Origin of the sequence: Streptomyces sp. NBC_01116 (assembly GCF_041435495.1) — a bacterium.
In the GTDB taxonomy this organism is placed as follows: domain Bacteria; phylum Actinomycetota; class Actinomycetes; order Streptomycetales; family Streptomycetaceae; genus Streptomyces.
This window is the reverse complement of sequence record NZ_CP108644.1, coordinates 3,926,971-3,952,609: the sequence shown is the minus strand read 5'-3', so window position 1 is coordinate 3,952,609 and position 25,639 is coordinate 3,926,971. Positions and strand designations below refer to the sequence as shown.

The 25,639-nt window shown below is 71.2% G+C and carries 27 protein-coding genes; 13 read left to right on the top strand and 14 right to left on the bottom strand.

What is annotated here, in order from left to right; all coding sequences use genetic code 11:
* Positions 1-229 precede the first annotated feature (229 nt).
* The 3 genes from OG245_RS17245 to OG245_RS17235 all read left to right on the top strand — a co-directional run bounded on the left by OG245_RS17245 (position 230) and on the right by OG245_RS17235 (position 3,940).
* Positions 230-2,050 (top strand): bifunctional UDP-sugar hydrolase/5'-nucleotidase, encoded by a 1,821-nt coding sequence (locus OG245_RS17245; protein WP_371624413.1) that lies wholly within the window; start codon positions 230-232, stop codon positions 2,048-2,050.
* A gap of 53 nt (positions 2,051-2,103) precedes the next feature.
* Complete coding sequence (locus OG245_RS17240) at positions 2,104-2,304, top strand: TetR family transcriptional regulator C-terminal domain-containing protein (protein WP_371624412.1); 201 nt, start codon at positions 2,104-2,106, stop codon at positions 2,302-2,304.
* Positions 2,305-2,521: 217 nt separating this feature from the next.
* Positions 2,522-3,940: a S41 family peptidase gene (locus OG245_RS17235; protein WP_371624411.1), complete on the top strand. Its 1,419-nt coding sequence runs from the start codon at positions 2,522-2,524 to the stop codon at positions 3,938-3,940.
* Between the two features lie 120 nt (positions 3,941-4,060).
* Here OG245_RS17235 and OG245_RS17230 read toward each other — a convergent pair whose 3' ends face one another.
* Positions 4,061-4,564, bottom strand: a complete 504-nt coding sequence (locus tag OG245_RS17230; protein WP_371624410.1) for a GNAT family N-acetyltransferase — start codon at positions 4,562-4,564, stop codon at positions 4,061-4,063.
* 121 nt (positions 4,565-4,685) lie between these two features.
* Positions 4,686-5,270 carry a cysteine hydrolase family protein gene (locus tag OG245_RS17225; protein ID WP_371624409.1) on the bottom strand — a complete coding sequence of 195 codons (585 nt, stop codon included), beginning with the start codon at positions 5,268-5,270 and terminating at the stop codon, positions 4,686-4,688.
* 226 nt (positions 5,271-5,496) lie between these two features.
* On the opposite strand from OG245_RS17225, the gene OG245_RS17220 reads away from it, so the two are divergent.
* Positions 5,497-6,492, top strand: coding sequence for a GlxA family transcriptional regulator (locus OG245_RS17220; protein ID WP_371627907.1), 996 nt, complete (start codon positions 5,497-5,499; stop codon positions 6,490-6,492).
* 72 nt (positions 6,493-6,564) lie between these two features.
* Here the strand turns inward: OG245_RS17220 and OG245_RS17215 are convergent, their stop codons facing one another.
* From OG245_RS17215 to OG245_RS17205, 3 genes are all read right to left on the bottom strand, one after another.
* Positions 6,565-7,884, bottom strand: coding sequence for an LAETG motif-containing sortase-dependent surface protein (locus tag OG245_RS17215; protein WP_371624408.1), 1,320 nt, complete (start codon positions 7,882-7,884; stop codon positions 6,565-6,567).
* Between the two features lie 258 nt (positions 7,885-8,142).
* Positions 8,143-9,261: a hypothetical protein gene (locus OG245_RS17210; RefSeq protein ID WP_371624407.1), complete on the bottom strand. Its 1,119-nt coding sequence runs from the start codon at positions 9,259-9,261 to the stop codon at positions 8,143-8,145.
* 409 nt (positions 9,262-9,670) lie between these two features.
* Positions 9,671-10,021, bottom strand: coding sequence for a winged helix-turn-helix transcriptional regulator (locus OG245_RS17205; RefSeq protein ID WP_371624406.1), 351 nt, complete (start codon positions 10,019-10,021; stop codon positions 9,671-9,673).
* 76 nt (positions 10,022-10,097) lie between these two features.
* Between OG245_RS17205 and OG245_RS17200 the strand changes: the two genes are divergently transcribed.
* Positions 10,098-10,757, top strand: coding sequence for an NADPH-dependent F420 reductase (locus tag OG245_RS17200; protein WP_371624405.1), 660 nt, complete (start codon positions 10,098-10,100; stop codon positions 10,755-10,757).
* Positions 10,758-11,184: 427 nt separating this feature from the next.
* Entirely contained in the window at positions 11,185-11,724 is a 540-nt protein-coding gene (locus OG245_RS17195; RefSeq protein ID WP_371624404.1) for a VOC family protein, read from the top strand.
* Positions 11,725-12,220: 496 nt separating this feature from the next.
* Here the strand turns inward: OG245_RS17195 and OG245_RS17190 are convergent, their stop codons facing one another.
* On the bottom strand, positions 12,221-12,673 hold the full coding sequence (locus tag OG245_RS17190; RefSeq protein WP_371624403.1) for an ATP-binding protein: 453 nt from the start codon (positions 12,671-12,673) through the stop codon (positions 12,221-12,223).
* A 248-nt stretch (positions 12,674-12,921) separates the two neighbouring features.
* Between OG245_RS17190 and OG245_RS17185 the strand changes: the two genes are divergently transcribed.
* The 4 genes from OG245_RS17185 to OG245_RS17170 all read left to right on the top strand — a co-directional run bounded on the left by OG245_RS17185 (position 12,922) and on the right by OG245_RS17170 (position 15,758).
* Positions 12,922-13,773, top strand: a complete 852-nt coding sequence (locus OG245_RS17185; protein WP_371624402.1) for a Scr1 family TA system antitoxin-like transcriptional regulator — start codon at positions 12,922-12,924, stop codon at positions 13,771-13,773.
* A 10-nt stretch (positions 13,774-13,783) separates the two neighbouring features.
* On the top strand, positions 13,784-13,981 hold the full coding sequence (locus tag OG245_RS17180) for a DUF397 domain-containing protein (RefSeq protein WP_030590605.1): 198 nt from the start codon (positions 13,784-13,786) through the stop codon (positions 13,979-13,981).
* 286 nt (positions 13,982-14,267) lie between these two features.
* Positions 14,268-14,678, top strand: coding sequence for a hypothetical protein (locus tag OG245_RS17175; protein WP_371624401.1), 411 nt, complete (start codon positions 14,268-14,270; stop codon positions 14,676-14,678).
* A 252-nt stretch (positions 14,679-14,930) separates the two neighbouring features.
* Entirely contained in the window at positions 14,931-15,758 is an 828-nt protein-coding gene (locus tag OG245_RS17170; protein ID WP_371624400.1) for a M55 family metallopeptidase, read from the top strand.
* A 180-nt stretch (positions 15,759-15,938) separates the two neighbouring features.
* On the opposite strand, the gene OG245_RS17165 is transcribed toward OG245_RS17170, so the two are convergent.
* The 3 genes from OG245_RS17165 to OG245_RS17155 all read right to left on the bottom strand — a co-directional run bounded on the left by OG245_RS17165 (position 15,939) and on the right by OG245_RS17155 (position 17,274).
* Positions 15,939-16,091: a hypothetical protein gene (locus tag OG245_RS17165; protein WP_371624399.1), complete on the bottom strand. Its 153-nt coding sequence runs from the start codon at positions 16,089-16,091 to the stop codon at positions 15,939-15,941.
* A 102-nt stretch (positions 16,092-16,193) separates the two neighbouring features.
* A complete protein-coding gene (locus OG245_RS17160; RefSeq protein WP_371624398.1) occupies positions 16,194-16,607 on the bottom strand; it encodes a DUF6086 family protein in 414 nt (137 codons plus the stop codon).
* A gap of 175 nt (positions 16,608-16,782) precedes the next feature.
* Complete coding sequence (locus tag OG245_RS17155; RefSeq protein ID WP_371624397.1) at positions 16,783-17,274, bottom strand: spore-associated protein A; 492 nt, start codon at positions 17,272-17,274, stop codon at positions 16,783-16,785.
* 268 nt (positions 17,275-17,542) lie between these two features.
* Here OG245_RS17155 and OG245_RS17150 point away from each other — a divergent pair, with 268 nt between their 5' ends.
* Positions 17,543-18,181: a maleylpyruvate isomerase family mycothiol-dependent enzyme gene (locus tag OG245_RS17150; protein WP_371624396.1), complete on the top strand. Its 639-nt coding sequence runs from the start codon at positions 17,543-17,545 to the stop codon at positions 18,179-18,181.
* 153 nt (positions 18,182-18,334) lie between these two features.
* On the opposite strand, the gene OG245_RS17145 is transcribed toward OG245_RS17150, so the two are convergent.
* Together OG245_RS17145 and OG245_RS17140 are read right to left on the bottom strand one after the other, a co-directional pair.
* Positions 18,335-19,000 (bottom strand): hypothetical protein, encoded by a 666-nt coding sequence (locus OG245_RS17145; protein ID WP_371624395.1) that lies wholly within the window; start codon positions 18,998-19,000, stop codon positions 18,335-18,337.
* Between the two features lie 219 nt (positions 19,001-19,219).
* Complete coding sequence (locus tag OG245_RS17140) at positions 19,220-19,630, bottom strand: MerR family transcriptional regulator (RefSeq protein WP_371624394.1); 411 nt, start codon at positions 19,628-19,630, stop codon at positions 19,220-19,222.
* Positions 19,631-19,762: 132 nt separating this feature from the next.
* Between OG245_RS17140 and OG245_RS17135 the strand changes: the two genes are divergently transcribed.
* Together OG245_RS17135 and OG245_RS17130 are read left to right on the top strand one after the other, a co-directional pair.
* A complete protein-coding gene (locus OG245_RS17135) occupies positions 19,763-20,839 on the top strand; it encodes an alkene reductase (protein ID WP_371624393.1) in 1,077 nt (358 codons plus the stop codon).
* A 305-nt stretch (positions 20,840-21,144) separates the two neighbouring features.
* Positions 21,145-22,116, top strand: coding sequence for a phosphatidylinositol-specific phospholipase C domain-containing protein (locus OG245_RS17130; protein WP_371624392.1), 972 nt, complete (start codon positions 21,145-21,147; stop codon positions 22,114-22,116).
* An 18-nt stretch (positions 22,117-22,134) separates the two neighbouring features.
* Here the strand turns inward: OG245_RS17130 and OG245_RS17125 are convergent, their stop codons facing one another.
* The 3 genes from OG245_RS17125 to OG245_RS17115 all read right to left on the bottom strand — a co-directional run bounded on the left by OG245_RS17125 (position 22,135) and on the right by OG245_RS17115 (position 25,520).
* The gene (locus OG245_RS17125) at positions 22,135-23,583 is read right to left on the bottom strand and encodes an ATP-binding protein (protein WP_371624391.1); all 1,449 of its coding nucleotides are present in this window, start codon (positions 23,581-23,583) and stop codon (positions 22,135-22,137) included.
* Positions 23,580-24,314 carry a response regulator transcription factor gene (locus OG245_RS17120; RefSeq protein WP_371624390.1) on the bottom strand — a complete coding sequence of 245 codons (735 nt, stop codon included), beginning with the start codon at positions 24,312-24,314 and terminating at the stop codon, positions 23,580-23,582. Before OG245_RS17120 ends, OG245_RS17125 begins: the two co-directional genes overlap by 4 nt.
* A 102-nt stretch (positions 24,315-24,416) precedes the next feature.
* Complete coding sequence (locus OG245_RS17115) at positions 24,417-25,520, bottom strand: S1C family serine protease (RefSeq protein WP_371624389.1); 1,104 nt, start codon at positions 25,518-25,520, stop codon at positions 24,417-24,419.
* Between the last annotated feature and the right edge of the window lie 119 nt (positions 25,521-25,639).

Sequence of the window (25,639 nt, the reverse complement as noted above, 5' to 3'; positions counted from 1 at the left end):
GCGCCGTGAGGGTTCTGCCCTGATGTGTGAGTTATACGGGTGATATGGGAGCTTGCGGGAGCGTTCCTGACGAGCCATTTGGCCGGATGGCAACCAGTCCGTAACCCCGAACACCTGTTGCGCTACGCGCGTTGACTCTAGGCTGCGGCACGCAGGATTCCAGACGTGACGCCAGCGACACGACTGCCATCACCGACACCACCGACAGCACTGACACACAAGGGGACCGATGTCAGCGACTCCGCAGAAGAACCGCGCGACGCGGCGGGTGCTCGCCGCCGCGGCCGGTCTGGCCACCATGGGCGCGCTCGTCGCCGCGATGCCGGCCGGCGCCCAGGACCGGGGCGACGGGCACGGGCACGGCCATGGGCACAAGCCCCGTACCGTCGACGTGCAGTTGCTGTCGTTCAACGACCTGCACGGCAACCTGGAGCCGCCGGCCGGTTCCGCCGGCAACGTCTCCGAGACGCAGCCCGACGGCACGGTGAAGGCGATCCCGGCCGGAGGCGTCGAGTATCTGGCGACCTCGCTGCGCACCGCGCGCAAGGGCAACCCGTACTCCGTCACGGCGGCCGGCGGCGACATGGTCGGCGCGAGCCCGCTGCTGTCGGGCCTCTTCCACGACGAGCCGACGATCGAGGCGCTGAACGGCCTCGACCTGGACGTCTCGGCGGTGGGCAACCACGAGTTCGACGAGGGCGCGGCCGAGCTGGCCCGCCTCCAGAACGGCGGCTGTCACCCGGTCGAGGGCTGCTACGAGAAGGGCAAGAAGTTCAAGGGAGCGGACTTCCCCTACCTCGCGGCCAACGTGACCAAGGAGAAGACCGGCAGGCCGCTGCTGAAGCCGTACACCGTCTGGAAGAAGAACGGCGTCAAGATCGGCTTCATCGGCGTGACGCTGGAGGGCACCCCGGACATCGTCACGGCCAACGGCGTCAAGGGCCTCAAGTTCCACGACGAGGTCGAGACGATCAACAAGTACGCCCGCGAGCTGGACCGCAAGGGCGTCAAGTCCATCGTCGCGCTGATCCACGAGGGCGGGGCCCCGGCCTCCACCTCGTACAACTACGACTGCGACAGCCCCGGCGCGGGCGACGGCATCTCCGGCCCGATCGTCGACATCGCGAAGGGCATCACGCCGAAGGTGGACGCCCTGGTCACGGGCCACACCCACCAGGCGTACGTGTGCACCGTCCCGGACCCGGCGGGCAAGCCGCGCATGGTCACCTCGGCCTCGTCGTTCGGCAAGCTGTACACGGACACCACGCTCACGTACGACCGCCGCACCAAGGACATCGTCCGTACGTCGGTGAAGTCGGCGAACCACATCGTCACCCGTCACCCGGACCGCAGGGCCAAGGACATGACGGACCTGATCACCCGCTGGAACACCCTCGCGGCGCCCATCGCGGGCAAGCCGCAGGGCTGGATCAGCGCCGACATCAACGGCCGCGGCTCCACGGCCCCCGAGAAGCCGCTCGGCAACGTCATCGCCGACGCCCAGCTCGAAGGTCTCGCCCCCGCCGACAAGGGCGGCGCGGAGGTGGCGTTCATGAACCCGGGCGGCATCCGCGCGGACCTGGTCCACAAGGCGTCCGGCGGTGAGGGCGACGGGGTCGTCACCTACGGCGAGGCGTTCACCGTGCAGCCGTTCACCAACATGATGAACGTCGTCGACCTGACCGGCGCGCAGTTGGTCACCGCGCTCCAGCAGCAGGTCAGCGGCGCGAACGAGGCGAGCCCGAAGATCCTCCAGGTCTCCAGGGGCCTGACGTACACCCTGGACCTGACGAAGACGGGCGCGGCCCGCGTGGTCACCGACACCATCAAGCTGAACGGTGCGGCGATCGACCCGGCCAAGAGCTACCGCGTCGCGATGAACGAGTTCCTCGCGGGCGGCGGCGACGGCTTCGCGGCCCTCGGCCAGGGCACGAACAAGCTGGTCGGCGCCTCCGACCTGGACCTGTTCAACGCCTACCTGGCCGCCCACTCCACGGCCACCGCCCCGCTGGCCCCGCCGGCGACGGACCGGATCACGGTCATCCAGTAACTCCCGGTGGGCGATGGGGCGGTGGGCCTGTGGGCCCGCCGCCCCTTTTCGCGGTGCCCGAGCCCGCCGAGGAGGCGGAGCGGCTCATCGCGATCCTGGGCGGTCTCGTCCTCGACGCGGTGACACCGCACGGATCACTCGGCGACGAACGTGTCCGGAGGACGCTGCGGGCCCATCTGCGCTCGGTGCTGGTGACCGGACGCGCCGGGACGCACCGGGACGCGCCGCGACGGATGCCTGGTGAGATGACTTGACGTCACGCGCCGCCGGGCGTCGGCCGCGTACGCGATGAGGCCGGCCGTGAACGACCACCGGCGGTCCGGCACACCGGTCGGCCTTCCTGGGGGTGCCCCCGGTAGCGGGTGGTGCTGGCCCCAGCATCGATCATCCGGACAGCCGGATGGTCGGGAGAGCGCCTTGTCGGGGAACGTGGGGCTGTCACAGTAAGTCGATTACGGAGAAGGCAACATCGTGCAGATGGTCACGGCCGCCGCTGTCGCGCTGGCCCTCGCCGGTGGAGCCGCGCCGGCCGCCACCGCCCACCAGCCGACCGCCACGGCTCACCAGCCGACCGCCACCGCCCACCGGTCGGCCACCGACGGAACCTGGCGCATGGACGGCTACGGCACCGTGGTCTCCATCCGGGGCGGAACCTTCCAGGAGTACCAGACCACCGCCGTCAGCTGTATCCAGGGCGACTCCGCGCAGCGCACCGGACCCGGCGCCTACACCCTGCCCGACGGCACGGTCCTCACCGTGCGCGTCGGCGGAGGACGCGACCGCGCGTCCGTGCGGGCGGACGGCTCCGTCGGCGACCGGAAGCTGAGCCGGATCCCGGAGCTGCCAGCCGCCTGCACGCGTACGGACCCCGAGGGGCCGCTCGCCGCCTTCGACGTCTTCTGGCAGTCCTTCGAGGAGAACTACCCCTTCTTCTCCGCCAAGGGAGTCGACTGGCACGCCCAACGCGACCGGTACCGGCCCGCGGTGCACGCCGGGACGACCCGGGACGAGTTGTTCGCCGTCTTCAGCGAGATGGTCGAGCCGCTCCACGACGCCCATGTCGCCGCCCAGGACGGCGACCGGATCTTCGCCGAGCCCCGCCCCGGCACCGTCGTGCCCAACGGGAAGCTGGACGCCGACACCAAGAAGTTCATCCTGGAGCGCGACCTGGCGAAGGCCCGGAATCTTCAGGACTTCGCCGCCGGCCGGATCACCTACGCCGACCTTCCCGGCGGGCAGGGCTATCTGCGTATCTCCGGCTTCGGCGGCTACGCGGGCGCCGACACCTCCCACGCCGCCCAACTGGCCGAGCTCGACCGGGCGCTGGACGCGGCCCTCGGCCGGGAACGCCCCCGGAGCCCGAACGGCCTGATCATCGACCTGCGCATCAACGGCGGAGGCTCCGACGCCCTGGGGATCCACATCTCCGAGCGCCTCACCGACTCCCCCTACGTCGCCTACTCCAAGCGCGCCCGCAACGACCCCGCGGACCCCACCGCGCACACGCGTCCCCAGGCCGTGCACGTCACTCCCGCCCAGGGCCCCCGTCACACCGGGCCGGTCGCCGTGCTGACCGGCGGCTCGACCTTCAGCGCGGGGGAGACCTTCGTCCAGGCCCTCATGGACCGGCCCGGCAGGACGGTCCGGATCGGGCAGCCCACCCAGGGGGTCTTCTCGGACGTCATGATGCGCAAGCTGCCGGGCGGCATGACCGCCTGGCTGCCGAACGAGGAGTTCCTGACCCGTTCGGGCAGGACCTTCGACGGCACGGGCATTCCGCCGCACTTCACCGAACCGGTCTTCACGAAGGAGGAGTTCGAGAAGAAGAGGGACTCGGCCTTCGACCGGGCCGTGCACGTGCTGCGGCGCCACGGCGGTACCACTGGCTGACGGGCCACGACGGAACGACGGAACGGAGCGGCGGGCGGCGGGGCGGCGGGGCGGTGGATCGCCCGAGCGCCGGAGGTTCGGAACGGCTGAGCCTCGGGGCCGGGCCGGGCCGGGCCGGGTTCACTCCGCCGTATCGGTCCACGTGACGGCGAAGTACTTCACGCGTTCGTCCTCCCCGACCGGAAGCATTCCCGCCGCCGTCATCACGCGCTGGGACGCGACGTTGTCGTGGTCGGCGTCGCCCTTCACCGAGACGACGCCGCCCGCCCGGGCGAACGACAGCAGGGCGCGGAGGGCTTCCGAGGCGTAGCCCCTGCCCTGGGCGGACGGGACGACGCCGTAGCCGATCGTGACGTGGCCGTGTTCGTCCGGAGGGGCGTGGAAATCCACGCCGCCGATCACCCGGTGGTCCGAGCGGCGGCGGATCGCGTACGGGCCGAACGGCCGGGGATCGCCCGTGGCCGAGCAGCGCTCCAGAAAGCGCCGGGCCACGGACACATCGTCCTCGGTCGGGAATCCCGGCTCCCAGGCCGCGTCGGCGGCCGGCCCGCCCGCCACCATCCGTTCGGCCTCGGCCACGGATATCGGGTGCAGGACGAGCCGCTCCGTCACCAGGTCGGTCATGGCGTCACCAGGTCAGTCATGGCAGGGAGGTGTATCACGCGGTACGGAGCGTGCGCGCGGGGATTTCCCGGCCCGGAGCCGCCTTCTCCCCCCGCCTCCTCCCCCCGGGCCCTCTCCCCGGCTACCGCAGCGACTCCACCGTCGGGACGACCACCCCGTACAGGTCACCGATGGTGGCCAGGGCGGCGTGGTGCACCTGGCGGGCGTCGAGGTCGGTCCCGGCGACCGGCAGGGACCGGGTCGCGCAGGCGTCGGCGACGACCGTCGGGCGGTTGCCGCGCAGGAACGCGCCCTGGGCCGTGAACGCCACGCACATATGGGTCATCCACCCCGCGATGATCACGTCCCCGCCCTCCGGGACGTGCGCGCCCAGGTCGGTGCCGTGGAAGGAGTCCGGAGCCTTCTTGACGACGACGGTCTCGCCGTCGACCGGGGCGAGGGCCGGATGGATCTGCCCGATCTCGGCCCGGATGTCGTACGGAGTGCCCTCACCGCCGTCGTTGATGACGTGGACGACCCGGGTCCCCGCCTCCCGGGCCCGGTCCAGCAGGCGCGCGGCGGCGTCCAGCGCGTCCTGCCAGCCGTCGAGTTCCATCACGCCGCGGGTGTAGGTGTTCTGGTAGTCGACCAGGATCAGCGTGGAGCCGGCGAGCGCGGCCGGGGTCGCGTCGAAGCCGTTGAGTTCGCGCAGGGTGGTTCGGGACATGGGTGTACCGCCTCGGGGTGTCGTAGGTCGGGGAGGGATGCGCTCGGGTGGCGAGCCGCTTCCGACGCTAGGGTCCGGCAGGGATGTCCGCAATGACGTCTAACATGCAGATACAGACATGCGCCTCCGGGACGGCAGCCCGCCCCGGGACGTACGGCTGATCAGGGAGGCCGGGCACGGAGGCAAGGGCATGGGCGAGGGCAAGGGCAAGGGCAAGGGCAAGGGCATGGACACGGTCGGGCGCCTCGTCGTCATCGTCCTCTTCGAGGGCGTCGACCTGCTCGACGTCACCGGTCCGCCGGAGGTGTTCTCGCTCGCCCGGCGCGAAGCCGACGACGCGGACGGATACGAGGTCGTCCTGGCCGCCGAGTCCATGGACCCCGTCACCACCGGCGCCGGGGTCCGCGTCCTCCCGGACCTCACCTTCCGGGAGGCCGCCGGGCGGGGCATCGACACCCTCATCGTGCCCGGCTCGGTGGAGGTCGACAGCGAGCGGCGGGTGCACGCGCTCGTCGACCCCGTGGTGGTGGAGCGGGTCAAGGAACTCGCCGGGCGGAGCCGGCGGGTCGCCTCCGTCTGCGTCGGGGCGCATCTGCTGGCCGCCGCCGGGCTGCTCGACGGCCGGCGCGCCACCACCCACTGGTCGACCGCACGGCAACTCGCGGAGTCTCACCCGGAGATCGAGGTCGACGCCGATCCGATCTTCATCCGCGAGGGCGACACCTGGACCGGGGCCGGGATCAGCGCCTGTCTCGACCTGTCACTCGCCCTGGTCGCCGACGACCTCGGTGAGGCCGTCGCCCTGCGGGTCGCCCGCCAGCTCGTGATGTACCTGAAGCGGCCGAGCGGCCAGAGCCAGTTCAGCGTTCCGCTGGAGCAGATCTCGGCGACGCGGCGCATCGAGGACCTGCGCCACCACATCCTGCGCAACCTCGGCAGCCGGCTCACCGTCGTCGACCTCGCGGCGTACGCGCATGTCAGCGACCGCCACCTCACCCGGATCTTCAGGACCGAGCTGAACACGACTCCGTACGCCTACATCGAGTCGGTCCGGGTGGAGAAGGCGCGCAACGAACTGGAGTCCTCCGACGCCACCCTCGAACGGATCGCGTCCGTCTGCGGGTTCGGCACGGTGGACACCCTGGTACGGGCTTTCCGGCGGCGGCTGAACGCGACCCCGACGGAATACCGGCGCAGGTTCCGGACCTCCCGTACGGGCTGAGAGCGCAGCGCGAAGGGGGCGGCGGGCCGCATCGGCCCACCGCCCCCTTCGCTTACCTACGGTGCGTCACCGTCAGGCGTCGGAACCGGTCTTCCGGCGACGGACGACGAACACCGCCGCCGCGCCGAGCAGCACGGCCGCGCCGCCCGCGAGGGCGATCGAGGTGGTGGCGGAGGACGAACCCGTGGCGGCGAGGCTGCCGTTGCTCGCCGGGGTGCCCGACGTCGAGCCCTGCGGCTGGTGGCCGGAGCCGTTGCCGCCGGACCCCGTGGTCGTGGAGGGCTTGGGCTTGGGCTTGGCGTCCTCGGCCTTGCCGGGCTTGCTGCCGGCGGCCTTCACGTCGAACTCGTACATGTCCGCGCCGGGCGTCCCGCCGCAGGAGCCGTCCTCGTTGTAGAAGTCGGCCGCGATGAAGGCGACACCGTTGCCGGCCGGGGTGGCCTTGTCGAGGGTGAGACGCATCTTCAGGTCGGTCCGGGCACCGGGCTTCAGCGCGCCGACGGCGTCGATGTAGTCGTGCTCGACGTTCTTCCACTTCGGGGACGACTCGGAGGACCACTGGAGGCGGAAGAACTTGCCCGTGTCGTTGAGACCGGACTTGTCGGTCGCGTGGACTCCGGTGTAGGCGACGATCTCGTCCATCTGCCGGTCGGAGCCGTTGGTCACCCGGATGGAGAAGGCGGTGGTCGTCCCGGCGACGAGCTTGGTCGGCAGGCCGGTCACCTCGGCGGTGAGGCCCTGCTCGGGCTCGCAGTCCTCGCCCTCCTCCTCCTCCTCCGCCTCCTTCTTGGCCTGGGCCAGCGCCGCGTCGGCGGCGATCTTCGCGGCGAGCGCGTCGTCCACGGCCTTGCCGAACACGCCGTAGGCGCGGGCCGCCGCGACGCGGGCGTCGTCGCGTGCCTCATCGGCCTCGGCGGCCTTGGTGTCGGCGGCGGTCTTGGCGGTGGCAGCCGTCGCCGCGGTCGCCTCGGCCGCTGCGACCGCGGCTTCCGCGTCGGCCTTCTCCTTCTCCGTGGCTTCCTCGGTCAGGGCTTCGAGGGCGGCCTTCGCGGCGGTCACGGCCTGGTCGGCGGTGGTCTTCGCGGTGGCGGCGTCCTTGGCGGCCTGCTCGGCCGCCGCGGCGGCGACCGCCAGGGGGTGGGTGGTGTCGAGGGCGTCGAGCGTCTCCTTCAGCACCAGCAGGGCGTCCGCCTTCGCGAGGACGGCCTGGTCGTACGCCTTCTGCGCCTCGGCGGCGGCCGCCTCCAGTTCCTTGATGGTGGGCTTGCTCGACTTGTTCTCCGTCTGCGCCACCGGCTTCGTGTCGGCGAACGCGGGGGTGACGGAGAGCAGCATGACGGGGGCGGTCACGGCGGCGGCGACGGCGGTGGCGAGAGCGCGGCGAATCTTCACATGATCCCTTGGGTCGGGTCCGAACGGCGGAGAACGTTGTGGGGCGGCTGCCACGGCGGAACGATCACGCGGGCGACCTGTGCCGATCGTATGGGGATCATGTGAGGGGGGTCGGGGCATTATTCCGGGCCCGAGGGAGGGGCGGCGTCACCCGGAGCGGACAGACGTCACCAAAGCGCGCAGTTGCCCTCGGATTCCGTCTTTTCGCTGTGACGAAAGCCATGCGGCCGTGCTGTCCGTGCGGCCGCGCTCGCCACGTCAGGCGGCGGCAGTTCGTGCGTCTTCGCTTCGGTGTGTGTGCTGCGTGCGGTGTTCGCGGCAGTCGCGGCAGTGGCCGGGGGTGGGGGAGCGGAAGGCGCGGTCGCAGGCGTCGCAGGTCTGGAAGGGCGTCATGGTGATGCGGGGCCGGGTGGGGGCGGTGAGGTCCTGGGCCCCGGGGAGCGGTGGGGGCAGGAGGGCGGTGAGCCGGTGTTTGAGGAGCAGGGCGGGACGCCTGAGGGGGTGGGGCAGGTCGGTGGTGAGGGCGCGGCGGATGGCGTCGGGGTGGGCGGCCCGTTCGAGCCAGGCCGCGACGCCGGGGGCCAGGTGGCGGATGTCGGCTTCGGAGAGGGTCAACTCCGGTGCCTGGCGGCGTAGGTCGCTGAGGAGTGCGGTGGCGGCGCGGTCGAGTTCCGGGGTGGGTTCGTCCGGCTGGGGGAGAGGCGGGGGCGGTGGCTTGGGTGCGGTCGGGGGCGGGACCAGCGGTACGAAGAGTGGGGGCGGGGGCGGGGGCGTTACGGGGGAGGGCGGCGGCGGTACGGGCGGAGGTCCGGGCAGGTCCGCCTCGGGCAGGTCCGCTGCGGGCATACGCGGCCCGGGGCCCGGGGCCGGAGCGGAGGTGGACACTTCGGCCGGTGCCGGTGCCGGTGCCGGTGCCGGTCCCGGTGCCTCTGCCTCTGCCTCTGCCTCTGCCTGGAGTGTGGCTGTTACGGCGGTTGGCAGAGGGTTCGCGGTCGGGCGGGGGTGAAGCAGGGCGGTGGGCTGGTTGCAGAAGACCGTGCGGGTGATGACCCGGCCGTTGGGCAGTCGGTGCCGGAGGCGTTGCAGGTAGCCGAGGGTTTCCAGTTCGCGCAGGGCGGCGGCGATGCGTTTCTCGCCTTCCCGGCAGTGGGCGGCGAGCGCTTTGATGCTGACTTCGACGCCCTGGGGCAGTGACTGGATGCGTACGGCGATGCCGACGGCGGTGCAGCTGAGGTCGGGGTGCTGGGCGAGGTGGTTGCCGACGACGGTGAAGCGGTCGGTGTGGGGGATGACGATGTGGATCACGCCGGAGGTGGGCAGGGGGCCGGGAACCTCTGCCAGGGCGCGCTTGAGGGCAGTATTCTGCTGGGTATCCATCGGGGAAGCGGCTTTCTTCCTTGGTGGTCAGGCCCTCGGTTGGGATTGCAGTCCCGGTCGGGGGCCGACGTATGTCCGTTGGGGTGTCGTTGCTGGCGTGAGCATATGCCGGACAACCGGCCCGAAAGCGAGCTGAGTTGGAAAACCTCACCCGTGTGGGTGACGGGCCCCTGGGATGCGTCAGGTGGTCGCCGGGGGTGGGTCGGGTGGGGTTATTTCTCCCGGTTCTTTAGGTAGTTGACGTCGCGCTTCACCGGGGCGCGGTGACGAACGATCCGGTCGGGGTCCTACCGGTCCGCGCCGGGTCGCGGCAGCGCACGAGCCGGTCGGAGCAGCTCCTGCCGGAGGCGCTCGACCTCTCGGCGATGAAGGCGACGCACGTGGACCGGAGCGGGGGCGCAGGCGAAACTCACCCGCCGTTTCGGTCCTGGGCGGCCATGACCTCATCGCCGTGCTCGAAGGCCCAGGCGCCGAACGCGTCGATCGGACCGAGCAGCGTCCGTCCCAGAGCGGTGAGTTCGTACTCGACACGGGGCGGAGCTTCGGCATAGGCGTGTCGTTCCACCAGACCGTTGAACTCCAGCCGCCGCAGCGTCTCGGTCAAGACCTTGGAGCTGATGCCGCCGATGCGCTCGCGGAGTTCTCCAGGGCGCCTGGGGCCGTTCCGCAGGACCCAGATCAGCACGGGGTTCCAGGTGTTGGAGAGAAGGTCGAAGGCGAGGCGTGCGCGGCAGTCGGCGAGGTAGGCGTCGGTCGTCACGTACCGAATGGTGCCTGACCGGTTTCCTAGTGTCGCCCGGAAGTGATGGGAACGGGCGGAAGAGAGGAACGAAGCGATGAGGATCGGTGTGCTGGGAACGGGGAACATGGCTGACGCACTGGCCACGCACTGGGTGCGGGCCGGGCACGAGGTGTTCGTCGGAGGCCGGGACGAGCAGAAGGCGCGGCGGCTCGCGACGCGCCTCGGGGGCGGCGCGGGCCACGGGAGCCTGCGGCAGGCGGCGGACTTCGGTGGGGTGGTCCTGGCCGCGCTGCCCTATGGCGCGGGGGCAGCGGTCGTCGACGAACTCCGGGCGGCGCTGACCGGGAAGGTCCTGCTCGACTGTGCCAATCCGGTCGGTCCCGGCTTTCGGCTGCTCACCGAAGGCGGCTCCTCGGCGGCGGACCGACTGGCGGCGGCGGCACCGGGTGCGCAGGTCGTCAAGGCGTTCAACCTCTGCCACGAGGATGTCTGGCGGATGACACCGCCGGTCTTCGACGGTCGGCCCCTCGCGGTTCCGGTCTGCGGGGACGACGGGGCGGCACTCACGCTGGTGTACGAACTGGTGCGGGACGTGGGCTGCGAGCCGGTGGCCGGGGGCGGGCTGGAACGCGCCGGGCTGCTGGAGGCGACCGCGGCGCTGTTCATCGGACTGTGGGTGGGGGAGCAGGCGGACGTACAGGCGATCGCACCGCCACTGGCGTACGCGACGGGCCCGCAAGCCGAGCGTGCGTGAGGCGTACCGGACAGCCCTGAGGACTGATCGCTCGGCGCGACGACCTCACCTTGTCGTTTGACCGAAGGCGTTCGGAGAGGTCGAGGCAAGAGTCACCTGAGCGGTCCAGGCCCCGGGTTCCCGGGGCGGGTCCCAGGTCGCGTCGACGCGTACTCCGCGGCGGCATCCGACCTCGTCGGCTCGCGGACGGTTCGGGCGGGCGGAGCTTCAGGCGCCGCGCGAGGGCCCGGTGCCGGCCCTGTGGTGGGTGGCGGGAGGGATGAGCGCCTCGCCGGTGCCGAGGACTCCGCCCACGTCGTGTCGGGTGATGGCTCCGCCGGCCTGCTCGGTCCTGAGCCGCCTGGCTGAGCGGACGTTGATGGGAGGACCGCCCCTGGCCTAGATGGCCTCTAGGTTGCTGGCAAGAGACGCCTTCGAAGGGACCGAAATGCCTGAGCAGACCGACGCCGACGTCGCCCCGCAGGGCTACACGACCGTAGCCCCCTGGGTGGTCACCGATGACACAGGAGGATTCCTCGACTTCGTCACCCAGGTGTTCGGCGGCGAGGAACTGTCGCGGGTGGCGAACGAGGACGGCTCGATCGGGCACGCTGAGATCCGGGTCGGCGACACCGTGCTGATGGCCTTCGACCGGCATGCCGACTGGCCCGCCCTGCCGAGTCTGCTGAACGCGTTCGTCGCCGACGTGGACAAGACGTTCTCGCAGGCCCTCGAAGCCGGCGGCCGGCTTGTCACCTCCCCGGCCGATGACGCGTTCGGACAGCGAGGAGGACGCATGAAGGACCCCTTCGGCAACATCTGGTGGGTCACCAGCCTCGTGGAGGACCTCTCTGAAGGTCAGATGTGGGAGCGGTTGCAGGATCCCGTGTACGCCGAGGCCATGCGCGACGCCCAGCAGACACTGGACGCCGAGCTCAGCGGCCGACGCCATGGACGCAGCAGTGCCCCGGTGAACGACGTCGCCTGACGTCTGCGCTTTCCCACCCGGGTCGGCCTGTTCCTCATGGCCCGTGCCGAAACGCGCCTCGAACCACGGCTCTCACCTGGGTGTTCGCCGGACAGCGGGACGGCCTTCGTCCGATCATGTGCTCCGGCCAAGGTGCACCGATCACGACGAGGGCCGTCACGTGAGTCCGCTGCCCGACGCAGGTCCCGGGGGACGGTTCGCGAAGCCGTCACGCTGCTGGGATGACGTGCAGGAGTCGGTTGCTCCGATCAGCGGTCGGGAGTTCGGCGTCGAGCCGAACCGGGTGACGAAGGCGAGCGCGAAGCCGGCGAAGGGTTCGCGCACGCTGGCCCGCCCGGCGGGCAGCGCGTGGCCGGGGACGAATTCGCGGCCGGCGGCATCACCGCAGAGCCACGCCGCGGCGCTTCCCTCACGGTGGGCCCCGGCGCGAGGGCGATCCCGGCCGCGAGCACGCCGAGAACGACGGCTGCCACGGCGAAGCCCCACGGGATGACGCTCACGAGGTCGGCTCCGGCCGCCCGAGCATGAACCAGACGACCTTGCGCCCGGGGTGCCGTGGACCCCCGCCTCGCGTCCCCCAGGCCAGCGCCAGGCTCTCGACGAGCGCGAGCCCTCGCCCGTCCTCCGCCTCCGGATCCACCGGCAGTGCGTCGAGCGTGCCGGTGAGCGGGCCGCCCTCATCCGTGACGGTGACGGTGACCCGCTTCCGGTTGACGGCCGCGTGGACCCGGATCAACGGTGTACCGGTGTGGCGGTGAGCGTTGGTGACCAGCTCGGTCACGCAGATCCGGGCGTCGTCGACCAGCCCGAGGTGCCGGCTGACCTTCAGCAGCGAGGTGACGAAGTCCCGGGCGAGACGCGGTGCGCTCGCGGTGTTCGGCAGGGTGAGGCGGTAGACCTCGCCGCCGAGTGGGTTGACGCGTACGGAAGTTGAGGGTGCAGCGGTCATGTCGGTCTCCCCTGTGGTCCGGTTCGGTGAACGGGTGCGCTGCGCCCGGCCCGTGGCGATGGCCGCCGAGCCGCACGTGCCAACGCGCGGCGGGGCGGCTGCACTTCGGGACTACCGAGGTGTAGCGCGGTGCTGCGACGAACCGTAGCGCATGGTCTAACGCGTTAGACGCGATCTCGTAACTTCTTCGACGGATTGGATGCCTACAGAGTGGGGGTCCACACTGGGACCCGACGAGAGGAGGGCCGATGCCATCGAGGAAGGCGCCCACGGCGCGGCAGCGCCGTGTGGGTACCGAGCTGCGTCGGATTCGTGAGCACACAGGGCTGTCGCTCACGGGTGCGGCGGGGATGCTCGGTACGGATCGCACCACCATCAGCAACATCGAATCCGGGAGGTTCGGTGTCAGTGCCGAACGGGTTCGTGCCTGGGCCGGCCACTACGGGTGTCCCGACCGCGCCTATATCGAGGCTCTCGCGGGAATGGCAACCGAGCGCATAAGCGGCTGGTGGGAGGATTATCGAGGTCACCTCACCAGTGATGCCCTTGACCTGGCGGAGCTGGAGTATCACGCGGTCGGCATCAGGTCGGTCCAGATCATGTATATGCCCGGCTTGCTCCAGACCGAGGACTACGCACGCGCCGTCTTCGCGGAGAGCGTGCCGCCGCCCACGCCTGCCCGCCAGAGGCGTCAGTTGTCGCACCGGCTGAGGCGTCGTGATGTCCTTGACCGGGACGAGCTGGCCACCTGCACGTTCCTGATCCACGAGGCTGCGCTGCGTATGACCTATGGCGGTGCGGCGGTCGCCCGCAATCAACTCGACCACCTGCTGCGCCAGTCGGATCGGGAGAACGTCGTTATCCGTGCGATCCCCTTCGCGGCGGGCGGTTTCCCGTACGCCAGCAGTTCGGCACACTACGTCTACGGTGTCGTTCCGCAGCTCGACACCGTCCAGACGGACACCTCGACCGGGTCGGGTTTCCTGGATTCGGAGACGAGTCTGGAGAACTGGCGAGTCGCGCTGGACCGAACCGAGGAGAGATCTCTCGACCCGGAGAGCTCGCGAGACTTCATTCGTGGAATCGCTAAACAAGTATAAAGGCGTGAGAATGTTGGAAATTCAGTGGCGCAAGTCATCGAAGTCCTCGAATGCGGAGGGCTCCGACTGCCTGGAACTCGCTGAGCACGGCGGTGAGATCCTGCTACGCGAGAGCGACAACCCCGACGTGATCGTCCGCACCACGCGCGCCAAGCTCCGTGCGTTCCTGGGTGGCGCGAAGGAAGGCGAGTTCGACGATTTGGCCTGAGCTTCTGCGCTCCGGCAGCGGGCGGCCTCCACCGGCGCAGGTGGAGGCCGCCCGCGTTTTCTGTCCCGTCACACAGATGTGCACCTCACCCGTTAGGCGTCAAACACTTGAAACACATCCGCTTCACACGCTAGCTTCCGGATGTGCCACCGCGCCGAGTGGTGGCCAACTCCCCTACCGCCTGCGCCCGTTGGGGGAGTGTTGAACCGGGGCGCCCCCTTGCCGCAGCTCGTCACGCCGGCTGTGGGCGGGGGGCGTTCCTGGCGTCACATCAGGAGGCTCCGTCATGTGCGACCCCGATCCCGACCCGACGCACTCCGAGGGCTCGGAACGCCACGCCTACTGGTGCGAGCGGTCCACGTACCCCTTGTTGCGCGGCAGCGCTCCCGACGCCTTCGTGCGATACTCCGTACCCACGGCTGCCGAAGCGCTCCGCCGGTTCCGGGTGGAAGCGCGGGCTCTCGCGGAGACCATGGCCCCCGACGCGCGGCGTGAGGCGCTGGAGCGGATCGACGGCGGAGGCCGCGTGCGCACGATCGCCGCGCTGCACCGGGGGCGTACCTGCGGGTTCTCGCTCGGGCACGGCGACCGGTGGACGGAGTGGACCGTGCGCCCGTACCTCGCGTTTCCTGTGGCGGCCCGGCACCTGCTGTCCGTCCTGTCCCCGAAGTGCTGCCCGTGCGGGGCGTCACGCTAAGGGCTGTCCCGCAATTCCCGGCGGGCGCGCGACGACAGCTACGGCACCTCGCCGCGTTGTCGGAACATCCCCATACATCCAGTATGCGGACGCCCCTCCGCCTTGCGATGCACCGCATCTGACGCCGCGCGCCGATCCACCGGGAATTGCGGGACAGCCCTTAGGGCCCGGGGGGCGAACGGAAGCGGCCCGGCCGGCAGGGGCAGGGATTCATGTCGGCCTGGTGCGCAGGGCAAGTAGGCTCCCAAACTTATGAAGATATTGATCTCTGTCGACATGGAGGGCATCTCGGGGATCGTGCATCCCACCGAGACGAACCCGGATGGCTACGACTACGCGCGTGGCCGGGCGTTGATGACAGCCGAGGCGAACGCTGTGATCGCCGGTGTCCTGGACGCCGAACCCACGGCCGAGGTGCTGGTCGCCGACGCACACGGCCCGTTCCGTAACCTGCTGCCCGAAGAACTCGACCGCCGGGCGCACTTGGTCCGTGGCAAGCCGCGGCCTCTGGGCATGCTCGGCGGACTCGACGAACAGACCGACGCGGTCCTGCTCGTCGGCTACCACGCCCGCTCCGGCGGCGGACCGGCCGTACTGGCGCACACGATGAACGACGGCATCCTCGACGTGCGCGTGGCCGGACGTTCCATGGGAGAGATCGGCCTCAACGCCGCCATGGCCGGACATCTGGACGTACCTGTCGTGCTGCTCAGCGGCGACGACAGCGCCTGCGCCGAACTGCGGGATCTGCTCCCGTCCGCAGTCACCGTTGCGGTCAAGCAAGCCCTTGGCCAGGGCGCTGCCATCGCCCTGCACCCCGAAGAAGCGCGAGAGCGGCTGCGCCGTGCTGCCGCCGAAGCCATCACACGGCGCGCCCAGGTTTCACCGTTTTCCCTCGCCGGACCGCTCGACGTCGAAGTCGACCTGTACGCGCCGTTCATGGTCGATCTGGCGACACTCGCGCCGGGGGTCTCACGCGGTGAGGACGGCCGGACGGTCACCTTCACGGCGGCCGACTTCGGCGACGCCTACCGGCTGGTCCTCCTACTCGCTCAGCTCGCCACCATCAAACCTGGCTAGGGTTCAGCCGGCACGGTGATCACGCCGGATCGCCGCGTACAGCTCGACCTTGGGCATCTGCGGCATGACCAGGACCCTTCACCAGGAGCGCCCCGATGCTGCCCTGGCACGTACCCCGGTGCTGTCGGAGAACGGCGGGAGGAACGACACGCTGCGCCGCCCTCGCTCAGCCCTCTTCGGTCAGAAGCGTGGGCCGCGGAACAGGCCGCCGCTCGCGTCGACGATCTGCCGGTTGAGCGCTGTCGTGCCGGATATCTGCTCGGTGAGGCCCGGCACGTCGAAGACGGCTCCGCTGGTCGCCGTCCTGGTGGCCCCAGGAGCGACCGCGTTCACCGTTGTCCCCCGAGGATCGAGTTGGCCATCCGGACTCTCGCCGCGGGCATCGACCGTGAGGGCAACGCTTGCGAGCCTGCCGCAGGTGGTGGCAGACGAGCCTCAGGCCGCTATGTGTCGGATGAGCTCATGTGACTTCTGTTGCAGTGCGGCTGTCCACTCCTTTGCGTGGGGGTCCGAAGCCGTCTCGAGATAGCAGCGCTCGGCGCGCTCGGCAGCCTCCCATTTCACCTCGATGTTCGCTTTCTCGGCCCAGGCCAGCACAGTGGCGACGAACCCTTCGGACAGGGTGGCCATGATGGCGTGCCTGGTTTCGCCGTGCCAGGTGAGCAAGGCGTCGACGAACGCTGCGAATGCGATGGAGTCGATCTGACACTCGTCAGCTTCCATGGGGCCGATGCCGGATGGCACACCCACTTCGGCTTGATAGACGGTGACCTGGCTCATGAACAGCCGGGATGCTCCGTTGGACGGGTTCCACAGGGTTTGGTCACGCAATGTGTAGTACTGGCTCACGTCAGCCTCTCACTGCCGGTCGAGGGGGTGACGCTACGGTCGGTCGGCCCTCCACGGAAAGTGAGCCGGAACCCGGACCCGTGAACAAGTGGCGGCACTACTCGTGAGTAAAGCCGACCGCCCGGCGCGTGGTGTGCGCACACCACGCGCCGGGCCGTCTTCGTACAGCGCGGGCTCAGTGCCGGTTCGCCGCCAGGGAACCGCAGTTGGTGCCGTTCTTGCCCGCCACCTCACCGGAGATCTCGCCCCGCCACGTGACGCACAGGCCGCGTGCGTCGAGATAGACCGGTCCGGCGTACGTGGTGTAGTACCCCGTGTCCGAGACCGTCGTGGTGGGAGAGGCGAACCCGAGCGAGGCCGTCATGTGCACGGCCTTCCCGGGGGTGGTGCGGACGGTCACCACGCAGTTCTTGCCGGTGGCGGAGCTGTAGGTGAGGAATACCGTGCCCTTGGTGCCGATCTGCGCGGAGTTCACCACGGAGTAGCCCCCGCCACAGGCGCCGTTGTACTTCGCTGCCGCGGCCTTCGCCGCCGTGGCCTTCGGTGCCGCCGCGGCCCGCTGGGTCGTCGGCTCCGCCGCGGCGGCGGCCGGGGCGAGGGCGATCGCGGCGCAGGCGGTGGCGGTGACGGCGGCGCCGATGGCTGATGCACGTCGGATGATGGTCATGTCGTTCCCCGGTTTCTCGAACGGTCATGGCGGGACGCCCGGTCCGGCGCCCGGATCCCCGTGCCTCGGAGTGGCGTGGGTCACGTCCAGTTGGATAGGCCGTGACGCGGTGGAGTTGTGCTGTCGGCGCGCTGTTACGAAGTCATGACACAGTTGGACAAGATCACCTTTCTTGATCCATTTCCGGTGGGCGGGGACGCGATGAGTTTCGGCGGCGCCCGAGGTCTCATACGGCAGACGTGGTCACCGGATTCGAGTGGAGGCAGCCGTGGAGAGCGACGCGAAGCGCGAGGTCTGGCGGATGGTGCACGCGGAGCGCGCAGCCCTGGCCGACGACCTCGCCCGGCTGGACGCCGGACAGTGGGATGCGCCGTCGCTCTGCGAGGGATGGACCGTGCGCGATGTGGCGGCGCATCTGGTGGACACCGCCCGTACGACGCGGATCGGCTTCGTGGCAGGCCTCGTGCGGGCGCGGTTCGACTTCGACCGCCAGAACGCGCGCGGCGTGGAGCGCGAGCGCGGGGCCTCGCCGCAGGAGACGCTGGAGCGGCTGCGGCGGGTGGTGTCGCGGACGACGACTCCTCCGGCCCCGCTCGACACCCGGCTGGTCGAGGAGGTCGTCCATGGCGAGGACGTCCGCCGTGCGGTGGGCCTGGTCCGCTCCTACCCGCAGGAGGCCGTGGTGCGTGCGCTCCGCCTTCAGGCGCGTACACCGGCGTCCTTCGGCGGGGCGAAGGAGGCGGTGGCGTCCGTACGGCTGACGGCGACCGACGCCGACCTGTCGATCGGGGAGGGGCCGGCGGTGACGGGTCCCGCGCTGTCCCTGCTCCTGGCGGTGTCCGGGCGGCGGGTGGCCCTCGACGAGCTGGACGGGCCGGGGCTCTCCGTGCTCGCGGCGGCCGGCTGAGCGGCAGACTTCGCGGCGGCGCCGGCTGGGCGGCAGGCCTCGGGTCGGCGGGCTGGGCGGCAGACCTCGGTGGCGGGTGCGGCGGGTCGGGCGCGCGCCGCGCCCCGGCCTCCGTCCGGGTGCGGAGGGAGGCCGGGGCGCGGGCGGGCGGGATCAGCCGACGATGTTGTACAGGTCGAACTGCTCCCAGGAGCCGGTGACGTCGGCGGAGCGGGCGCGCAGCGTGTACTGGAGCGAACCCGTGTAGCTGTTCTCCATCGCGACGAAGAGGTTGTTCAGGGTGGAGCGGAGCGCGTAGAGGTTCAGGTCCTCGTTGTGGTAGACCTCGAACCGCTCCCAGCCGCCCGCGCTCGTCGAACGGGCCCGCAGGGTGTTCTGGGCCTGGCCGGTGAAGTTCTTTTCGACCGCCACGTAGCGGTTGTTCGCGAGGGACTTGATGGCGTAGGTCCCACTGGCCTCGTCCCACTCGAACGCGAAGCTCTCCCACGCGCCGCCGACCTGGGCGGAACGGGCGCGCAGCGCACCGGTGTTGGGCGCGGGGTAATTCACCTCGGTGGCCGTGAACTTTCCGTTGCGCACCGACTTGATGGCCACGGGGCCGGTCTCGTCGGCCGGGGCGGCGGCGCTTCTGCCGGAGGGGGACAGGGACTGCGGTCTGCCGGACGCGCCGGTGACGTGCGTCAGGTCGTCTCCGGCCACCCGCTCCCAGCCTGCGGGGACGCCGGCCGGGCGGGCGTCTTGCGGGGCCGCTCCGGCCGCCGGGGCGGCCAGGACGGAGGCGGTCAGCAGGGCGCTCAGGGAAAGGAGGGCGGAGGTCATGCGTCGCACAGGTCTTCCTCGCTTTTCATGGCCGGGCATTCCGGGTAACGAAATGCCCGGAGGGTGGAGAGAAAGGGTCCGGTCGTCGCTCGCTCGCACGTCCGGAACCCCGAAGTGGCCTCAGGTTAAGGGCATTTCGGGATCCCCGGCAAAGGTTTTCAGGGCGACTCGGGAATTCCGGAAAAGGTCGCGCTGAATATATTCTTCCGCTGTTCTCCGTTAAGAAAGGAGACCCGCTCCGTCTTTGTCGCGGACACTTCGCTCCCCCGGGCGCAGGGTGCCGCGGTGGGCCCGGTTGACGGCCATCAGGGCGTCCAGGGCGTCCCGGGTGGAGCAGAGGTCGTCGATGTGCGCGGAGAGCCGCTCCCGCTCCTGCTCCATCCGCTCCATCGCCGCGTCGGAGGTCTCCTCGCTGGGGGCCTCGACGCAGGGCAGCAGCTCCGTGATGGTGCGGCTGGACAGGCCGGCGGCGTAGAGCCGCTGGATGAAGCGGACCCGCTCGACCTCGGCGTGCGTGTAGTGCCGCTGGCCGCTCGGGCTGCGGCGGCTCGTCAGGAGGCGCTGCTCCTCGTAGTAGCGCAGGGACCGGACGCTGGCCCCCGTGACGGCCGCGAGTTCTCCGATGCGCATGGTGTGGCCCCTCCGCCCCCCGCCGAGAGGGTCGCCGCACGGGCTTGCCCCTCACATTGATGTCAGGTTTTAGCGTAGCGCCGTGCCCGGTTCACGGGTGCTGCGGAGCTGATGGAGTCAGGGGATCGTGCTGTGAGCCAGAACCTTTTCGACCGTTACCGCCTCGGTGATCTGCGGCTGCCCAACCGGGTGGTGATGGCGCCGATGTCCCGCGTCCGGGCGGCCTCCGGAGGGCTGGCGACACCGTCGATGGCCACCTACTACGCCCAGCGGGCCTCAGCCGGGCTCATCGTGAGCGAGGGCGTGCAGCCGAGCCTGGTCGGGCAGTCCAATCCTGGTACGCCGGGACTGCACACCGACGCACAGGTCGCCTCGTGGCGGCAGGTGACCGGCGCGGTGCACGCCAACGGCGGCCGGATCTTCGCCCAGATCATGCACGGCGGCCGGGTCTCGCACCCGGACACCACCGGGCTGCGGCCGGTCGGGCCCTCCGCCGTCGCCGCGGTCGGCGAGGTGTTCACCCCGACGGGCCCGCAGCCCGTGCCGGTGCCGCGCGCGCTGGAGACGGCCGAGGTGCCCGAGCACGCCGAGTCCTACGCGTCGGCTGCCCGCCGGGCCGTCGACGCCGGGTTCGACGGGGTGGAACTGCACGGCGCCAACGGCTACTTGATCTCCCAGTTCCTCTCCTCGAACGCCAACCTCCGCACCGACCGGTACGGCGGGTCCCTCGCCAACCGGGTGCGGTTCGCCGTGGACGCGACGGCGGCGACCGTCGACGCCGTGGGCGCGGCCAGGACCGGCATCCGGCTCTCGCCCGGCGGGACCTTCTGGGGCGTCGAGGAGCGGGACGTACCCGAGCTCTACGCCCTGCTGCTCCGGGAGTTGGCGCGGCTGGAGCCGGCCTACGTGCACCTGGAGGCGACGGCGGACGAGGACGTGCTGGTCGCCCTGCGCCGTGCGTGGCCCGGCACGCTGATCATGAACCCGGTTCTGCCGATGGGGGCCGAGCGCGCGGGGCGTGCGGACGCGGACCGCTGGCTCGGGCTGGGCGCCGATCTCATCAGCTTCGGCCGGGCCTTCATCGCCAATCCGGACCTGGTCGAGCGGATGCGCGCCGGGCTGCCGATCGCTCCGGAGGACGAGGCGACGTACTTCCAGGGGGGTGACACGGGATACGTCACCTACCCCTCGTACCAGCACGCGGGCTGAACCGGGACGTACCAGCACGCGGGCTGAACCGGGACGTACCGGCACGCGGGCTGAACCGGGACGTACCGGCACGCGGGCTGAACCGGGACGTACCGGCACGCGGGCTGAACCGGGACGTACCGGCACGCGGGCCGAACCGGGACGTACCGGCACGCGGGCCGAACCGGGGCGTATCGGCACGCGGGCCGGACCCGGATCGGGGGCGGGGGTGGCCGCCCTCTTCCAGAGGTGACGTGCGCCCGTCAGAATCCAAGGGCCAGGGGGCCAGACACCCCCTCCCCCCACGGTCCTTGGAGGCAACCCGTATGACCGGCCCCCGCCCCGCGCCCACGCCCGAGCCCCTCTCCCGGCCTTCCCGGACCTCCCTGCCGTCCGGGCTCTCCCGGCCCTCCCGCAGAGGCTTCCTGGCCGGCGCCCTCGCCGTCTCCGCCACCGCGATCGTCGGCGCGGCGCCCGCCGTCGCCGCCACGCGGGAGGGCGGCCGGGCGGTCCGGGGGACGCAGGACTGGATGGCCGCCCTGCCCGACGGCACCGCGCTCCGGCGGCTCACGATCCCCGGCACGCACGACTCGGGCGCCCGGTTCGGCGGCCCCTGGTCGGAGTGCCAGAACACCACGATCGCCCAGCAGTTGACGAGCGGCATCCGCTTCCTCGACGTACGGTGCCGGCTCATCGACGGCTCGTTCGCGATCCACCACGGGGCCTCGTTCCAGAACATGATGTTCGGCGACGTCCTCATCGCCTGCCGGGACTTCCTGGCCACCCGCCCGACCGAGACCGTGCTGATGCGGGTCAAGCAGGAGCACTCCTCCGCGAGCGACGCCGCGTTCCGGGCGGTCTTCGACGACTACCTGGACGTGCGCGGCTGGCGGTCGCTGTTCCGCCTCGACGCCACCCTCCCCGACCTCGGCGCGGCCCGGGGCAAGGTGGTGCTGCTCGCGGACAACGGAGGGCTGCCCGGGGTGCGGTACGGGGACCAGGCGCTCTTCGACATCCAGGACGACTACATGGCGGAGCCGTTCGCCAAGTACCCGAAGATCGAGGCGCAGTTCCGCAGGGCGGCCCAGCAGCCGGGCAAGTTCTTCATGAACTACGTCTCGACCGCCGCCCTGATGCCGCCCCGCTGGAACGCCGACCGCCTCAACCCGCAGGTGCACTCCTTCCTGGAGCGCGCGGAGACCGCCGGGTGGACGGGGCTCGGCATCGTCCCGCTCGACTACCCGAACCAGCGGTCCGGGCTGGTCGAGTCGCTGATCCGGCACAACCCGACGGGCTGAGGGGAGGGCGGCCCGGAATCACATCCCCGGCGGCGGCGTCGGCGCCCCCGGCAGCGTGAGCGCCGCCACGGTGCCGGGGCCGTCCGGGGCCGGGCGCAGGGCGATCGTGCCGCCCGCCTGGTGCACCGTACGGGCCACGATGGACAGGCCCAGGCCCGAGCCGGGGAGCTGGCGGGCGGTCGGGGAGCGCCAGAAGCGTTCGAAGACGTGCGGGAGATCCTCGGCGGGGATGCCGGGGCCCCGGTCCCGGACCGTCAGCTCGCCCCGGTGCAGCCGCACGTCGATCGTGCCGCGCGGCGGGCTGAACTTCACCGCGTTGTCCAGGACGTTGACGATCGCCCGCTCCAGGGCGGCCGGTTCCGCCCGTACGTACCAGGGGGCCAGGTCCTCGGTGACCGTCAGCTCCGGGCCGCGCAGCCGGGCGCGGCGCAGGGCGGTGCGGGTGATCTCGTGCAGGGCCACCACCTGGAGCGGGCCGGGCTCGGCCGCGTCGGGGCGGGCCAGTTCCTGGAGGTCGCCGATCAGCGCGGCCAGCTCCGTCATCTGGGCCTTCACCGAGGCCATCAGCGCCTTGCGGTCCTCCGGCGGGATCATCCGGCCCGTCTCGTCGCTGCGGGCCAGCAGCTCCACGTTCGTCCGGAGCGAGGTCAGCGGGGTGCGCAGCTCGTGGCCCGCGTCCGCGATCAGCTGGGCCTGGCGGTCGCGGGAGGAGGCGAGCTGGGCCGTCATCGAGTTGAACGAGCTGGACAGCCGGGCGATCTCGTCCTCGCCCGCCACCGGGATGCGCACGTTCAGGTCCTCGGTGCGCGCCACGTGCTCGACGGTCTCGGCCAGCTCGTCGACCGGCCGGAGCCCGGCCCGCGCGATCCACAGCCCGGCCGCGCCCGCGCCGAGGACGCCGATGCCGGAGACGACGAGCAGCACCCAGGCGAGCTGGTTGAGCGGGTCGGTGACCTGCTTCATGGAGACGGCGACGGAGACGGCGACGCCGGGCCGGCCCTGTCCCGCGGGCGAGGTGTAGACCCGCATCCGCGTGCCGTCCTCGGCCGTCGCGGTGTGCGTGGCGTCGTCGCGCAGCCCGGCGGCGACGGCCCGGTCGGCCGGCTCGATCGGGATGGCGGACTTGCCGGGCACCGTGCACGGCTTCTCGCCCACGGCCGGCACCAGCTGGATCGTGTACGGGCCCACGATCTGGAAGTCCCCGGCCAGCCCCCTCGTGCAGGACGTGGCCAGCAGCCCGATCGCGTCCCCGTCCGGCCGCACCTGGGACAGCGTCGTGTCGAGCTGCTCGGTCAGCCGGTCCCGGGTGGTCAGCCAGCAGGCGGCGGCCACCGCGGCGACCGCCACCGCCACCGCCGTCGCGACCAGCATCGCGAGCCGGGAGCGCAGCGGCAGCGCGCGGAAGCGGCGCACGAACCGGTTCGCGGTGGGCCCGGCCGCGCCCGCGGGGGGCCGTGCCGTGCTCACGCCTCCCCGCTCCCACCCGTGCGCAGCGCGTAGCCCACCCCGCGCACGGTGTGGACGAGGCGCGGTTCGCCGCCCGCCTCCGTCTTGCGGCGCAGATACATCACGTACACGTCCAGGGAGTTGGAGCTCGGCTCGAAGTCGAAGCCCCAGACGGCCTTGAGGATCTGCTCCCGGGTCAGCACCTGGCGCGGGTGCGACAGGAACATCTCCAGCAGCGTGAACTCGGTGCGGGTCAGCTCGACCCGCCGGCCGCCCCGGGTGACCTCACGGGTGGCCAGGTCCATCCGCAGGTCGGCGAAGGAGAGGACGTCGTCGTCGGGGGCGTCCGTGCCGGCCGCGGAGGCGTAGGAGCTGCGGCGCAGCAGGGCCCGGATGCGGGCGAACAGCTCGTCCAGCTCGAACGGCTTGACCAGGTAGTCGTCCGCCCCGGCGTCGAGGCCGGTGACCCGGTCGCCGACGGTGTCGCGGGCGGTGAGCATGAGGATGGGCGTGGTCGAGCCGGTGGCCCGGATGCGGCGGGCGGCGGTGAGGCCGTCCATCCGGGGCATCTGGATGTCCAGGACGATGAGGTCGGGGGCGTAGGCCTCGGCCACCGCCAGGGCGTCGTACCCGTCGACCGCGACCTGGGTCCCGTATCCCTCGAAGGCGAGGCTGCGCTGGAGCGCCTCGCGCACGGCCGGCTCGTCGTCGACGATCAGGATGCGCTGGGGATCGTCTTCGGCGGGGCTCATCGCTGCTGGTCCTCTTCTCGTTCCGGCCGACGGGGGCATGCTCAGCCTTGCACGGGCGGGGCGCCGCGGGGTGCTGCGGGTGCTGCGGGTGCTCGTGCGGGATCAGGAACCGTCACCCGCGCGCAGGGTGTCCAGGTCGGCCTTGAGGGTGTCCACCGGGATCGCGAAGCCGAGGCCCACGCTGCCCGCCGTCGAACCGCTGCCCCCTGCCGAGGAACTCGGCGCGTACATCGCGGAGTTGATGCCGATGATCTCGCCGTCCATGTTGATCAGCGCGCCACCGGAGTTGCCGGGGTTGAGCGACGCGTCGGTCTGGAGCGCCTTGTACGTGGTGGTCTCCTCGCCCGTGTCGCCGTTGAACTGCTGCCCCCCGAACTCGAACGGCCACTGCTGGCCGCCACCCTGGCGGCCCTGGCCCTGGCCCGAGCCGCCGGAGTCGTCCTTGGCGACGGTGACGTCCCGGTCGAGCGCGGAGACGATGCCGCTGGTGACGGTGCCGGTCAGGCCCTCGGGCGAGCCGATCGCCACGACCTGGTCACCGACCTTGACCTGCGAGGAGTCGCCGAGCGTGGCCGTCTTCAGACCGCTCGCGCCCCGGAGCTTGATGAGCGCGAGGTCCTTGTCGGGGTCGGTGCCCACGACGTCGGCCGTATAGGTCCTGCCGGTGGAGAGCGTGACCTGGATCTGCTGCGCGCCCGAGATGACGTGGTTGTTGGTGACGATCTCGCCGTCCTCGGTGATCACCACGCCCGACCCGGTGGAATTGCCCGCCGACGAGGCCGCGCCGATCTCCACGATCGCGGGCGAGACCGCCTCCGCGACGCCCGAGACGGTGCCCTTGCTGCTCTGCGAGACGGTGGTGCCGTTGACCGCGCCGCCGGAGCCGGTGGCGGCGGGGTCACCGCCGTTCAGCCGGCCGACGAGGGTGGCGGTGCCGCCGCCGACCACACCCGCGGCGAGCGCCACCGCCGCCAGCAGCGCGATGGGCCGCTTGGCCCTGCGCCTGGTGGTGGGGGCGTACGCGGGCGGCGGCGGGTAGCCGCCGGCCGCACCGGTCTGCGCCGCACCGGTCTGCGCCGCACCGGTCTGCGCCGCACCGGTCTGCGCCGCACCGGTCTGCGCCGTGCCGTAGGAGGGGGCGTACGGGTACGCGGTCGGGTCCTGGTCCGTCGAGTGCGCGCCGCTCGGGCGAAGGTTCTCCGTCATGTCCACCAGGCTGGTCAGCGAACATGAGAACGGCCTGAGTACGTCCTGAGAAGCCCGGAAGAACCGCGTATGCCCGCTGTAAAGGCCCAAAGGTCCGAAGGCCCGACGAAGGCCCGAAG

Bases quoted from the DNA above. Each gene is read 5' to 3' on its own strand.
- OG245_RS17245 (WP_371624413.1), top strand. From the start codon at position 230: ATGTCAGCGACTCCGCAGAAGAACCGCGCGACGCGGCGGGTGCTCGCC.
- OG245_RS17230 (WP_371624410.1), bottom strand. From the start codon at position 4,564: ATGACCGACCTGGTGACGGAGCGGCTCGTCCTGCACCCGATATCCGTG.
- OG245_RS17225 (WP_371624409.1), bottom strand. From the start codon at position 5,270: ATGTCCCGAACCACCCTGCGCGAACTCAACGGCTTCGACGCGACCCCG.
- OG245_RS17220 (WP_371627907.1), top strand. From the start codon at position 5,497: ATGGACACGGTCGGGCGCCTCGTCGTCATCGTCCTCTTCGAGGGCGTC.
- OG245_RS17210 (WP_371624407.1), bottom strand. From the start codon at position 9,261: ATGGATACCCAGCAGAATACTGCCCTCAAGCGCGCCCTGGCAGAGGTT.
- OG245_RS17200 (WP_371624405.1), top strand. From the start codon at position 10,098: ATGAGGATCGGTGTGCTGGGAACGGGGAACATGGCTGACGCACTGGCC.
- OG245_RS17195 (WP_371624404.1), top strand. From the start codon at position 11,185: ATGCCTGAGCAGACCGACGCCGACGTCGCCCCGCAGGGCTACACGACC.
- OG245_RS17190 (WP_371624403.1), bottom strand. From the start codon at position 12,673: ATGACCGCTGCACCCTCAACTTCCGTACGCGTCAACCCACTCGGCGGC.
- OG245_RS17185 (WP_371624402.1), top strand. From the start codon at position 12,922: ATGCCATCGAGGAAGGCGCCCACGGCGCGGCAGCGCCGTGTGGGTACC.
- OG245_RS17180 (WP_030590605.1), top strand. From the start codon at position 13,784: ATGTTGGAAATTCAGTGGCGCAAGTCATCGAAGTCCTCGAATGCGGAG.
- OG245_RS17175 (WP_371624401.1), top strand. From the start codon at position 14,268: ATGTGCGACCCCGATCCCGACCCGACGCACTCCGAGGGCTCGGAACGC.
- OG245_RS17170 (WP_371624400.1), top strand. From the start codon at position 14,931: ATGAAGATATTGATCTCTGTCGACATGGAGGGCATCTCGGGGATCGTG.
- OG245_RS17155 (WP_371624397.1), bottom strand. From the start codon at position 17,274: ATGACCATCATCCGACGTGCATCAGCCATCGGCGCCGCCGTCACCGCC.
- OG245_RS17145 (WP_371624395.1), bottom strand. From the start codon at position 19,000: ATGACCTCCGCCCTCCTTTCCCTGAGCGCCCTGCTGACCGCCTCCGTC.
- OG245_RS17140 (WP_371624394.1), bottom strand. From the start codon at position 19,630: ATGCGCATCGGAGAACTCGCGGCCGTCACGGGGGCCAGCGTCCGGTCC.
- OG245_RS17130 (WP_371624392.1), top strand. From the start codon at position 21,145: ATGACCGGCCCCCGCCCCGCGCCCACGCCCGAGCCCCTCTCCCGGCCT.
- OG245_RS17120 (WP_371624390.1), bottom strand. From the start codon at position 24,314: ATGAGCCCCGCCGAAGACGATCCCCAGCGCATCCTGATCGTCGACGAC.
- OG245_RS17115 (WP_371624389.1), bottom strand. From the start codon at position 25,520: ATGACGGAGAACCTTCGCCCGAGCGGCGCGCACTCGACGGACCAGGAC.